The organism is Kosakonia sp. (genome assembly GCF_032104925.1).
Lineage (GTDB): Bacteria > Pseudomonadota > Gammaproteobacteria > Enterobacterales > Enterobacteriaceae > Kosakonia.
Map to the genome: position 1 here is coordinate 57,841 of NZ_DAMCGF010000007.1, position 13,014 is coordinate 70,854.

Here is a 13,014-nt window from a genome sequence, read left to right on the forward strand (position 1 = left end):
GATGGACAGCAAATTACTCGAATATTACAACCGCGAACTGGCCTGGCTGCGCGAAATGGGTCAGGAATTCGCCGCACGCTACCCGAAAGTTGCCGGGCGTCTGGGTATGCGCGGCATGGACGTCTCTGACCCGTATGTCGAACGCCTGATGGAAGGTTTTGCCTTTCTGACCTCGCGCGTGCAGTTAAAAATGGACGCCGAGTTCCCGCGTTTCTCCCAGCGTTTGCTGGAAATGGTCGCGCCGAATTACCTTGCGCCCACGCCGTCCATGGCGATTGCCGAACTGCAACCGGACAGCGCGAAAGGCGATTTGAGCAACGGTTTTGTGGTGCCGCGCGGCACCATGATGGACAGCCAGGTGATGAAAAAGAACGGCGTCACCTGTAGTTACACCACCGCGCATGATGTCACGCTGCTGCCGCTGAAAATCAGCCAGGTGGAACTGGGCGGTGTACCCGCCGATCTGCCGCTCGCGCAGGTCGGTTTAAGCCAGCGCGGCGCGCAAAGCGCACTGCGTATTCGCCTGAGTTGCGACGGCCCGGTAAACCTCAGCCATCTTGATTTCGACCGTCTGGAGTTTTTTTTAAGCGGCCCGGATATGCAGGCGCTGAAGCTTCTCGAGCTGGTGATGGAGCATCAGGTCGGCATCCTGTGCCAGGCGAACGGGCAGAAAACCCCGCCGCTGGTGCTGGCCGACGATGCACTGCGCCAGGAAGGGTTCAGCGCAGACCAGGCACTGCTGCCGGACGATCTGCGCAATTTTGACGGCTACCGCCTGTTGCAGGAGTACTTTGCTTTTCCGTCGCGCTTCCTGTTTATCAGCCTGCATGGCTTGCGCACGATGCTGGCGCAAAGTGGCGAAGCGAAGTCCTTCGATATCATTATTCTGCTCGACAAAGCCGATGCGCAGCTTGAACGGGTGGTGGATAAAAGCCACCTCGCACTGCACTGCACGCCAGTGATTAACCTGTTCCCGAAAGTGGCGGAACGCCAGAAACTGAGCGACAGCCTGCATGAGTACCATCTGGTGGTCGATAACATCCGTCCGCTGGATTACGAGATCTACGCCGTTACCAAAATTCACGCCAGCATCGACGGTCAGCGTGATGAACAAACATTTCGCCCGTTCTGGAGTAGCTGGAGCCAGGACGAAGGTAACTACGGGGCTTACTTTTCGCTGCGCCGCGAACAGCGTGCGTTATCGGAACATGCGCAGCGTTACGGCACGCGTACCGGCTACATCGGTTCGGAAGTGTTCGCCTCGCTGGTGGATGAACAACATGCGCCGTGGCGGGAAGAGTTACGCTACATCACCGCCGAAGTGCTGTGCACCAGCCGCGACTTGCCGCTGATGTTGCAGCAGGAGATTGGTCAGTTTGTGTTGCCGGATTCGCTGCCGGTTAAAACATTACAACTGCGCAAAGGCCCGACACCGCCGCGTCCGGTGCTGGCAGAAGGGTTGAGCACCTGGCGGCTGATCAGCCAGTTGCAGATGAACTATTTAAGCCTGATGGATGGCGAAGACGGCGAAGGCGCTGCGGCGCTGCGGCAGTTGCTGGGGCTTTATACCCGGCTGGCGGAAGCGCCGGTCGCGCGTCAGATCGAAGGCGTGCGCCACTGCGTGCTTGAACCGGTGCATCGCCGCGTGCCGGAACCGGGACCGATTGTTTTCGCGCGCGGTATTGGCATTACCCTGACGGTCGATGAGCAGGCGTTCTCCGGTTTCAGTCCGTACCTGTTTGGCAGCGTGCTGGAGCGCGTTTTTGCCCGTCTGGTGGGCATGAACAGCTTTACCGAGTTCACGCTTAAGAGCCAGCAGCGCGGGGAAGTGGGTTACTGGCCGCCGCGCATGGGCAAGAGGGCGCTGATATGACCGAAACGCTGAGCAGCGCGCCGGTCATTACGCGCGCCAGTGCGCTGCCGGAGGCATTCTGGCAAAACGTAATGGCGACGCCGTGGCGCTACGATCTGTTTACGCTACTGCGCCGCGTCGATGCGCGTGGCGGTGAGCGTTACCCGCTGGGTCGCGCGCCGCTGCCGCGTTTTGAGCCGTTGCGCATTGGTCAAACCCCCTCACTTGGCTTTGCGCCCTCGACGCTGTCAAGCGTGCGCCAACGCGAAAACTCGTCGCTGTATGACGTCTCGATTCTCAGTTTTGGCCTGTTTGGCCCCAACGGCCCGCTGCCGGTTCACCTGACTGAATACGCCAGCGAACGTATCGCGCACCACCAGGATGACAGTCTGAGCGCCTTCGCCGATCTTTTTCATCACCGCCTGGCGCTGCTGTTTTACCGCGCCTGGGCCGATGCGCAGCCGACTGTTTCGCTGGATCGCCAGGATAACAAACGTTTTGAGCAGTACATCGCCTCGCTGATCGGCATGGGGCAGCCAGGACAACTGGAAAAAGGCAGCTTAAGCCCGCACGCGCGTTTTGCCCTTGCCGGGCATCTGACCCGCAACGGGCGCGACCCGGAAGGGCTGGCGAAGATCCTGCGCAGCTATTTCAACGTGCCGGTCACCATTGTCGAAAACGTGCCGCAGTGGATGCCGCTCAGTGAACGTGAACGCGCGCGCTTACAGGGCGGGCGACACGCGCCGCGCCTCGGGCAATCGGCGTTTCTTGGCGAAGCTGTACGCGATGTGTGCCATAAGTTTCGCATCGAAATTGGCCCGCTTAACGTCGATACCTACCGGCGCTTTATGCCGGGTGAAAAGTGGGTTACCGCGCTACGCGACTGGGTGCGCCAGTATCTGGGCATTGAGTACCAGTGGGCGGTGAAAGTTATTTTGCGCAGTGAAGATGTCGCTGGTGCCACGCTTGGTGGAGCCGGGCGTCTGGGTTACAGCGCCTGGCTTGGTACACAGCCCAGGCCACAGGCGCGAGGAGATTTGGTTTTCAGCCCGGAGGGGTAACCTCCGTTGTTAGTTTCCTGGTCTGACGTACGCACACATCCTGCATGTCGTATCGCGCGACGAGCTGGCTTGTAAGGATGACTGCACACTAATTATGAATAATGGATGAACTCATGTCAGAAATCAGCCGCGCCGTTCTGTTCGGCAAACTCGATACGCTGTTATTTACCTCGCTGGAAAGCGCCACCGCCTTTTGCAAGCTGCGTGGCAACCCGTATGTGGAGCTGGTTCACTGGCTGCATCAACTGATGCAACAGACGGACGGCGATCTGCAACAGGTTATTCGCCACTTTTCGCTGGATGAAGAGGCGCTGACGCGCGATATCGTCGCGGCGCTGGACAAACTGCCGCGCGGCGCAAGTTCGGTTTCCGACTTGTCAGAACACATTGATACCGCCGTGGAACGCGCGTGGGTATATGGCTCGTTAAAATATGGCGTGACGCGCATTCGTGGCGGCCATCTGCTGGCCGGGATCCTGAAAACCTGGAGTCTGGCGAACGTGCTGAAAGGCATTTCGCCGCAGTTTGAGCGTATCAGCGCCGATGCGTTGCTGGATAACTTCGACGCCATTTTCGCTAACAGCAAAGAGAGCCAGCAGGTCACCGTGGCGCTGAACGATGACGCAGGCGCAGGCGTACCGCAGCAACAGGGCACGCTGGCGCAGTATGGTCAGGATCTGACCGCCCGGGCGCGCGACGGCAAAATCGACCCGGTAGTGGGGCGCGATGAAGAGATCCGCCAGATGGTCGATATCCTGATGCGTCGCCGCCAGAACAACCCGTTGCTGACCGGTGAAGCGGGCGTTGGTAAAACCGCGGTGGTTGAAGGACTGGCGCTGCGGATTGCCGCAGGTGATGTGCCGGAACCGCTGGTGGATGTGCAACTGTGGCTGCTGGATATCGGCATGTTGCAGGCGGGCGCGGGAATGAAGGGCGAATTTGAAGCGCGTTTACAGTCGCTGATTAACGAAGTGCAATCCAGCCCGACGCCGATCATTCTGTTTATCGACGAAATTCACACGCTGATTGGCGCCGGCGGCCAGCAGGGCACGGGCGATGCCGCCAACCTGCTGAAACCGGCGCTGGCGCGTGGTCAGCTTCGCACCATCGGCGCGACCACCTGGGCGGAATACAAAAAATACATTGAGAAAGATCCGGCGCTGACCCGCCGTTTCCAGACCGTACAAGTCGCGGAACCAGACGAAGAAAAAGCCGTTCTGATGCTGCGCAGCACCGTTTCCGCCCTGGAAAAACACCACCGCGTGCTGCTGCTGGATGAAGCGGTTGTCGCGGCGGTGAAACTCTCGCACCGCTACATTCCGGCGCGCCAGTTGCCGGATAAAGCCGTTGCGCTGCTCGATACCGCCTGTGCGCGCGTCGCGGTAAGCCAAAGTTCTCCGCCGCCGCAGCTGGAAGATTGCCTGCACCGCATCGCCGCGCTGGACGTGGAAGTTGAGATTGCCAACCGTGAAGCGAAAATGGCGACCGGTGAAAGCGATCGCGTGGAAAAATTGCAGGTCGAGCTGGAAAAACTGGCGCAACAACGCGACGAACTGACGGCGCGCTGGGAGCAGGAGCAGGCGCTGGTTGACGCGATTATTGCGCTGCGCGCGCAGCTGCATACTTCGCCGGAAGAGGCGCTGGCCGATTTACGCGCCACGCTGACGCAACAGCAGGCCGAACTGCGTGCGCTACAGGGCGACGCGCCACTGCTGTTTACCTCGGTGGATGCCAACGTGGTCGCCGCCGTGGTTTCCGACTGGACTGGCATCCCGCTGGGCCGGATGGTGAAAAACGAAATCGACGCGGTGTTAAAACTGGCCGATACCCTGAACGAACGCGTAATTGGACAGCGCCACGGCCTGGAACTGATTGCCAAACGGGTGCAGACTTCGCGTGCGCGCCTGGACGATCCGAACAAACCGGTAGGCGTCTTTATGCTGTGCGGCCCGTCCGGTGTCGGTAAAACCGAAACCGCGCTGGCGCTGGCGGAGTCGCTGTACGGCGGCGAGCAGAACGTTATCACCATCAACATGAGTGAATTCCAGGAAGCACATACGGTTTCCACGCTGAAAGGTGCACCTCCGGGCTATGTGGGTTACGGCGAAGGCGGTGTGTTAACCGAAGCGGTGCGCCGCCGTCCTTACAGCGTGGTGCTGCTCGATGAGATCGAAAAAGCCCACCCGGATGTGCATGAAATCTTCTTCCAGGTATTCGATAAAGGCTGGATGGAAGATGGCGAAGGCCGTCATATTGATTTCCGTAACACCATTATTATTCTCACCTCCAACGTCGGGACTGAGCTGATTACCGGCATGTGCGCCGATCCGGAACTGATGCCGGAACCGGACGCCCTGCGCGACGCGCTGCGCCCGCCGCTGTTGCAGGTTTTCCCGCCCGCGCTGCTGGGCCGTTTGCTGGTGGTGCCGTACTACCCGCTCAGCGACGAGATGCTGGCGATGATTGTGCGCCTGCAGCTTAAACGCATTCAGCGCCGTCTGGCGGACAACCACGGGATTGTGTCGGAAGTGGACGACAGCGTGGTGGAACAAATTGTTGCCCGCTGCACGGAAGTCGAATCAGGCGGCCGTATGGTGGACGCCATCCTTACTAATACACTGCTGCCGCTGATGAGCCAGCTATTACTCGACGCCAGCGCGCGCGACGAGCAATATAAGCGCTTACGGGTCACGTTTGAGCAGGGTGAGTTTCACTGTCAGTTTGCGGCGTAAAGCCATTATCAAGAGAGTTTTCCAATATGACGGATCACGATAACAACCGGAGTGTACCGAATGCACTGCCACCGGGATATCGCTTCAACGAGTTTGAAATTTTAGAAGTGATCGGCGGCGGTGGTTTTGGCATCGTCTATCGCGCCAAGGATCACCAGCTTGAGCGAACCATCGCGATTAAAGAGTTTATGCCGTCGTCGCTGGCGGTACGTAATGATGACATGACGCTGGTGCTGCGTAGCGAGCGCTTCAGTAAAGCATTTACCGCCGGGCTGAACAGTTTTATTCAGGAGGCGCGTCTGCTGGCGCGCTTCAACCACCCGAATCTGCTGCATGTGCTGCGCTTCTGGGTGCAGAACGACACCGCCTACATGGGAACGGTGTTTTACAGCGGCACCACGCTTTCCCGCCTGCGTGAAAAGAACCCGACGCTGATTAATGAAGCGTGGATCCGCCGCATGCTGCCGATGCTGCTGGGTGCTATCAAAACCATTCATGACGAAGGCTATCTGCACCGCGATATTTCGCTGGATAACATCCAGATTCAGGATAACGGCCTGCCGGTGTTGCTCGATTTCGGCTCTGCGCGTCGCAGTATTGGTTCGGTATCCGATGAAACCGAAACCATGCTGCGGCCGGGCTATGCGCCGATTGAGCAATACACCGACGACAATGAAAGCGAGCAGGGGCCGTGGACCGATATTTACGCCCTTGGCGCGGTACTGCACACGCTGATTATTGGCTCACCGCCGCCGGTAAGCGTGGTGCGCAGCATTCAGGATACCTATGTTCCCCTGACGCAGCGTGGTTTGCCGGGGTATTCGCATACGCTGTTGCAGGCGGTGGATCGCGCGCTGTCGCTGAAAATGGAAGACCGTCCGCAAACGGTGGATGAATTCGCCGCGCTGATTGAAATGCCGGTCGCCGGGATCGACGACGTCATGAGCGTAAAACAGCCGGGTACCATGCTGGTGCCGGTGGAAGAAACGACGGAAAAAACCGATGCGCTGAGTAGCGTGAAGCGTTACAAAGTGCCGGGGCTGGTGGCCGCTGGCGTGATCGTTGGGGTGATTGCGGGGGCGGTGCTGTTTGGCGGGAATTCCTCGTCGGACACGGCGGCGACGCAGAACGCCAGTAACAGCGATCAGCAGCAGACCACGCAGCAGGCCGCTGAACCGCCGCGCCAGACCTTACAGGAGACAAACACCGCACCTGCAGCGACGCCTTCGCAAACCACGCAGACGCAGGCACAAAGCCAGACCACTGCGCCTGCGGTACAGGAGCCGGTTGCGCAGATTTTTGTGCGTATGAACGAGGGTGAAAAACTGACGTTGAACGGCGAAGCGCAGTCTGTTTCTCCGGCCACCAACGGTTTTGCCTCGTTGAAGCTTCAACCGGGGCGTTACAACCTGGTACTGCAGGGCAACGGTCAGACCCGCAGCCAGACTATTACTATTGGGCAGCCAGGTACCTGGCTTATCAACCCGCAAGCACAATAGTGGTGGTTCCTCCGGGCTGACGCCCGGCAGCGCGCGGGAAGCCATTCCCGCGCGCGTCACTTTTCACATTGCATGCTGATGCAATGTCTTCTTGTTGCAATAACAACGCTCGTCTCGCTCGTTATATTAAAAAGACAGAACTATGAATTTATTAACACACAGCAATCAGGGTGGCGGTGAATTTACGTTTGTCGTATCGCGAAGTAATGCAAAAGCTGACGATAAAGTTCACGCCCTCGCTGCCCGAAAAACGCGTGAGCTGGAGATGACGCTCATCGATTTTCATCTTGAATCGTCGGAAATGCTGGAAGTTGATGGTTATCCCGCCGTGGAGCTCTTCTACCAGTTTAAAAATGACAACCACGTTATCTTCCAGCGACAGACGTTAATTTTGCTCGACGATCCCGCCGGGAAAAAAATGGTGAGCTACGTGGGCACCTGCCCTGGCGAATTCAGCGAAGAACATCAAAAGCAATATCAACAAATCATCCAGAGTATTAAATTTCATCGCGCAAAATAGCGTGCAGGTTTTACCGTGCGCTGATTGCCGTTGACAGACATTGAGTAGGGATCTCTCGTTATGCAGAACAGAATCACGGCGACGTTACCCGTCGGGGGCTTACTTTTCTGGAAACTTGCCGGGCGCGAAGCGCTGTCCGAGTCATTTACGCTGGCGCTGACGGTGCTGGGCACCGATGCGCGGGCAGACCGCAGCAAGCTGCTGGGGCAATCCGCAACCATCAATATTCCCACCCAGGGAACGGGTACGCGCTATATCAACGGCAAAATCACCCGCGTGGCGGTGAGCGCCGTTGAACTTTCGGGGACGCGTTACGCGGTGTATCAGCTCACCGTGGAGCCGGATTTGTGGCCGATGAAACGCGACCGCAACCTGCGTATCTTCCAGGGCCAGACTGCGCCGCAGATTGTGAAAACGCTGCTCGGCGAATATCAGGTGAACGTGGAAGATAAGCTGACCGGCAGTTACCGCACCTGGGATTACTGCGTGCAGTACCAGGAATCGAGCCTCGATTTCATCAGCCGTCTGATGGAGCTTGAGGGCATCGCCTACCATTTCCGCCACGAAGCCGACCGCCATGTGCTGGTGCTGACCGACGCGGCGACCGAACATCAGCCCTTCAGCGGCTACGAAACCATTCCGTATCACCAGACGCCGTCCGGCGGCAGCACGGATGAAGAGGGTATCAGCCAGTGGGCGCTGGAGGACAGCGTGACGCCGGGCATTTACAGCCTCGACGATTACGACTTCCGCAAGCCGAACGCGTGGCTGTTCCAGGCGCGGCAGAACCCGGCGTCACCGCAGCCGGGCAGCATTGACGTGTACGACTGGCCGGGGCGTTTTGTCGAGCACGGTCACGGGGAGTATTACGCACGTATCCGCCAGGAGCGCTGGCAGGTGGAGCACCAGCAGATTCAGGGCACCGCCACGGCGGTTGGTGTCGCACCGGGAAACACCTTTGCGCTGTATAACGCGCCGTTTTTTAGCGATAACGGCGAGTACCTGACCACCGAAGCGAACTACTTTTTCGAGGAAAACCGCTATGCCAGCGGCTCCGACGGCGAAACGGTGCACCGCATCGATTTCACCGTCATCCCGTCATCGGTGGTGTTCCGCCCGGCGGCGGTGACGGCGTGGCCGAAAACCTACGGGCCGCAGACGGCGAAAGTGGTCGGCCCGCAGGGCGAGAGCATCTGGACGGATAAATATGGCCGGGTGAAGGTGAAATTCCACTGGGACCGTCTGGCGAAAGGCGATGACACCAGCTCCTGCTGGGTGCGTGTGTCGAGTGCCTGGGCGGGGCAGGGCTTCGGCGGGGTGCAAATCCCGCGCGTGGGCGACGAAGTGGTGATCGACTTTATCAATGGCGACCCGGACCGGCCGATCGTTACCGGGCGCGTCTATAACGAAGCGAGTATGCCGCCGTGGGCATTACCTGCTGCTGCCACGCAGATGGGCTTCCTCAGCCGCTCGAAAGATGGTTCGGTCGATAACGCCAACGCCCTGCGCTTTGAAGACAAGGCGGGCGAAGAGCAGGTGTGGCTGCACGCAGAGCGAAATTTTGATGTAGATGTCGAGAATGATGAAACGCACACCATTGAAAAAAATCATACGCAATTTGTAGGAGAAAATGAAACGCTGCGAGTGGTGAAAGATCAAAAATGCGGCGTAAAAGTGAATACGCTGAATTTAACCGGTAGTGACAGGAAAGATAAAGTAGTTAATTCATTCACCTTGTCTGCAGGTAGTTCTTTGCGTCTGGAGTGCGGTGAAAGTGCCATTGAGTTAACCAGCGATGGGAATATTAATATTGTTGGCAATAATTTTAATTTTACCGTCAAAGAAACAGGGCAGATAAATACATTAGGTGGTGAGTTGCACTTAAATCCGGATGAGGGGCAGGCAGCGATAGTTGCGCCTGGATCAGGTCATCAAAGTGCCATACAACAAGAAGTCGAAAGCTTTTTTATTATTAACAATAATGAGTAAAGGGATACAGGAATGGCTGATTATATTCTCCAGGAAGCTACGCTTGCGCTACCGGATGTGTTTAAAGATCGCACCATGAATTTATTTACCCTGAATGATAATGGTGCAAGTGAGTTTACTTTCGTTGTATCCCGAGCCAGCGCAAAAAAAGATGAAAATATTCAGTCTGTGGCGGCGCGTATTTTACGCGAACTGGAAATTACTGTTCCACAGTTTCACCTTGAATTGTCGCAGCCCGTGACGATTGATGATAAACCCGCGATTGAACTTTATTATCAGTTTAAAAACGATGGTACGGTTATTTTTCAGCGCCAGACGGTGGTCTTGCTGGATGAGCAGCCAGCTGCCAAAAAAATTGTTTGTTATATTGGCACATGTCCTGATGAGTTTAGTGAATATTACCAGCGGCAGTATCAGGATATTATCCATAGCATCAAATTCCATCGTGAGCGGGAAACAGAGCCAGGGCAAATGCTACTTGCTGATGATCAGCGAATATTCTTTGCACTTGATACAGAAACGAAACATTTGACTGCTTTTGACGGTATACAATCCCTCTACCGGCACCTACCTCTGCAGCGTGCTCGTGAAGGCGTGTTTTTGTTCTATGCACAGGATGGGCAGGCATTGAGGATAGCTTCTGTACCCGGAAGTCAGCCCGTGCGCTATGCGCTGTGGACCCTTCCGGAGGCGAGTGGACACCATCTTGCGCAACAGCTGTCCGCCTGTCGAACATTTGAGGGAGTTGCGGGGCTGGATTCCTTAGATGGGGTCCGGCGCTTCCTTGCGCGCGACGGAGATGATGTGAATCATGGGTGAGTATCAAGCCGCGCGTGTTGATGATCCCATTGCACATACGGCGTCGCAAGGCTGGATGATTGCTGGCCTTATTGGCGGCGCTTTGCTGGGGGTAGCTGCAGTAGCGGTAACCGGTGGCGCCGCGCTGGTAGCCGTTTCTGCTGTTGCGGCCAGTGCTTGCGCGGGCGGAGGTTTAGGTGAAGTCCTTGGCAGTATGTCATGGGCGCCAAGGCATGTTACCGGGATGCTGAAGGAGGGTTCTCCTGATGTTTTCGTCAATAGCCGTAAGGCGATTCGTGCGCATCTTTCGCTCGGCGAATGCGATGAACACAGTGGTAGTCCCCAGCGCGTTGCAGAAGGCTCGATAAAGGTTTACATCAATAATTATCCTGCTGCGCGCATTAGCGATCGTTTAACCTGTAGCGCAGAGATCTACCAAGGTTCAGCCAATGTGTTTATTGGCGGCGCAAAGGTGCAAACAGATGAAATCAGTCCGGAGATCCCTGAATGGGTTAACTGGGTGATGCTGGGTGTTGGTGTTGGTGCACTCGCTGTGATTGCCGGGCCGGTCATTGCACTACTTAGTACCGCCGGGGGGATGGCCGGAGGAACGCTCGGCAATTACGTTGGCGGTAAGATTTTTGGTGAGGGCAGCGACGGCCAAAAATGGAGCATGCTGGCTGGCGGACTTATTGGCGGCGGACTGGGTGCCAAAGGCGGGGCGAAGTTTAACGCCTGGCGTGCTGGTAAGATTGTTGCCGAACCTGTAGCGGTAAAACCCGTAGCTACGGCTAAGCCGCTGATGAGCCTGAAAGAGGCCGTTGGTGAAGCAAAAGCAAGTAAATGGATTGCCCGGGGACGGGAGTTAATTGACAATAAAGCTCCACACTTGTCTAAATTATTAACCGATGATCAGGTTGGTGCACTCCATGGCTACACTACAGACCCGGGTTACAAAATGATTAATCCTGCTCTGCGTGGAACAAAACCACTTACACCAGAACTTGAAGCGTTCGCCCAACATATTAATGAAGGCTTGGATAACCTTCCGGCTCATACGGGGACGACGTTCCGTGGTATGAATAGCTTGCCTGATGAAGTACTGAGTCAATACACGCCGGGTAATACTGTTTCTGATCGGGCCTTTGTGAGTAGCGATATTAACAAAGCTTTTGATGGGCCAATTCAAATGAAAATGGAAGGGTATTCAGGCAGGAAAATCGATTTCTTATCAGAATTTAATGCGACGGAAACAGAAGTGCTCTTTAAAAGTAATACGCAGTTTGAAGTAATTAGCCGTACTGATGAAGCAGGTATCACCCAAATTCACATGAAGGAACTCTAATGATCGATTTGCATGCAGATGACTTAATAATCAGTAATTATGCTGACCGGTATTATGATTACCTTCCCCCAAACATCCGCAAAAGATTGTCTGAAGTCGACGATCCTGCCGCTGTCAAATATGATGCCTGGGATAAAGCGCGACCGCTCATCACTTCCACAGAAAATGCTCGCGATAAGGCTATTGGCGCATTAGTTGGGCTGGCAGTAGGTGATGCCGTGGGGACGACGCTAGAATTTCAGCCACGCGATCGCTATACGGTAAGCGATATGACAGGTGGCGGTGCCTTCAGGCTTAAGGCTGGCGAGTGGACGGATGATACCTCAATGGCGCTGTGCCTTGCTGAAACCTATCTGCAAAACAATAAACTGGATGTCAGCGACTTTCGCAATCGTCTGGTTCGTTGGTACAAGCAGGGTGAGAATAGCAGTAATGGCATCTGCTTTGATATCGGCAACACGACCCGCTTTGCGCTGGAGCAGTACCTCCTGCAAGGTGAAACGTGGATGGGCAATACGGAGAAAAATACTGCGGGTAACGCAGCGTTAATACGTGAAGCGCCGGTGGCTATATTTCGCCGTAAGACGTTGCGTGGAATATGGTTTGACTCTCAGGCGCAAAGCCAGGCGACGCACGGTGCGTCTGAATCCCTTTCTGCCTGTTTTTTTCTTGGTTTGATCCTGCATCATTTAATTAACGGATACGACAAAGAAAAAACGTTTGCACCGCATATCGTACCGCTGTCTGCACGAGTGCTTATCATTAATGCCGGTGAATACAAGCAGAAAACGCGCGATCAGATCCGTTCCAGTGCTTATGTTATCGATACGCTCGAAGCGGCGATGTGGGCGGTATGGCATACGGATAACTTCCGTGATGCGATTTTATTGGCGGCGAATCTGGCCGACGATGCCGACAGCGTTGCGGCTACAGCCGGGCAAATTGCCGGAGCGTTATACGGCTACGCAGGCATTCCGCAGGAGTGGAAAGACAAACTGGTGCAACACGGACGTATTGCGCGCATTGCAGGTGAGTTGTTTGACCGCGCCCCTGATGAGGATTTTCTGTAAGCAGAAAAAGCGAGTGAAATTTTAACCATCAAAAGTTGAATGAGCGTCTTCTGTGTCGCCTCTCTCTTATTTTTACAGAGTAAATGAACATTGAGAACGCTATTTCACAGGGGAGAATATGGGGCTGGAAAGTGAGTATGCGGGGGAA

The 13,014-nt window shown here is 55.8% G+C and carries 9 protein-coding genes; all 9 read left to right on the top strand.

All coding sequences use genetic code 11. The features are described 5' to 3' along the window. Position 1: 1 nt before the first annotated feature. Positions 2-1,873, top strand: a complete 1,872-nt coding sequence (tssF, locus tag RT644_RS15415; protein WP_313627213.1) for a type VI secretion system baseplate subunit TssF — start codon at positions 2-4, stop codon at positions 1,871-1,873. Then, positions 1,870-2,913, top strand: coding sequence for a type VI secretion system baseplate subunit TssG (gene tssG / locus RT644_RS15420; protein WP_045509790.1), 1,044 nt, complete (start codon positions 1,870-1,872; stop codon positions 2,911-2,913). The genes tssF and tssG overlap by 4 nt, the downstream gene beginning before the upstream one ends. A 113-nt stretch (positions 2,914-3,026) precedes the next feature. Continuing rightward, positions 3,027-5,645, top strand: coding sequence for a type VI secretion system ATPase TssH (gene tssH, locus RT644_RS15425; RefSeq protein ID WP_313627214.1), 2,619 nt, complete (start codon positions 3,027-3,029; stop codon positions 5,643-5,645). A gap of 26 nt (positions 5,646-5,671) precedes the next feature. Beyond that, positions 5,672-7,144: a serine/threonine-protein kinase gene (locus RT644_RS15430; RefSeq protein ID WP_313627215.1), complete on the top strand. Its 1,473-nt coding sequence runs from the start codon at positions 5,672-5,674 to the stop codon at positions 7,142-7,144. Between the two features lie 142 nt (positions 7,145-7,286). Continuing rightward, positions 7,287-7,664, top strand: coding sequence for a DcrB-related protein (locus tag RT644_RS15435; protein WP_016495669.1), 378 nt, complete (start codon positions 7,287-7,289; stop codon positions 7,662-7,664). A gap of 60 nt (positions 7,665-7,724) precedes the next feature. Then, complete coding sequence (locus RT644_RS15440; protein ID WP_313627216.1) at positions 7,725-9,653, top strand: type VI secretion system Vgr family protein; 1,929 nt, start codon at positions 7,725-7,727, stop codon at positions 9,651-9,653. A 12-nt stretch (positions 9,654-9,665) separates the two neighbouring features. Beyond that, on the top strand, positions 9,666-10,472 hold the full coding sequence (locus RT644_RS15445) for a DcrB-related protein (RefSeq protein WP_313627217.1): 807 nt from the start codon (positions 9,666-9,668) through the stop codon (positions 10,470-10,472). Next, entirely contained in the window at positions 10,465-11,796 is a 1,332-nt protein-coding gene (locus RT644_RS15450) for a PAAR domain-containing protein (protein WP_313627218.1), read from the top strand. The genes RT644_RS15445 and RT644_RS15450 overlap by 8 nt, the downstream gene beginning before the upstream one ends. Further along, positions 11,796-12,866 (top strand): ADP-ribosylarginine hydrolase Tri1, encoded by a 1,071-nt coding sequence (gene tri1, locus RT644_RS15455; RefSeq protein WP_313627219.1) that lies wholly within the window; start codon positions 11,796-11,798, stop codon positions 12,864-12,866. Before RT644_RS15450 ends, tri1 begins: the two co-directional genes overlap by 1 nt. The last annotated feature ends 148 nt before the right edge of the window (positions 12,867-13,014 follow it).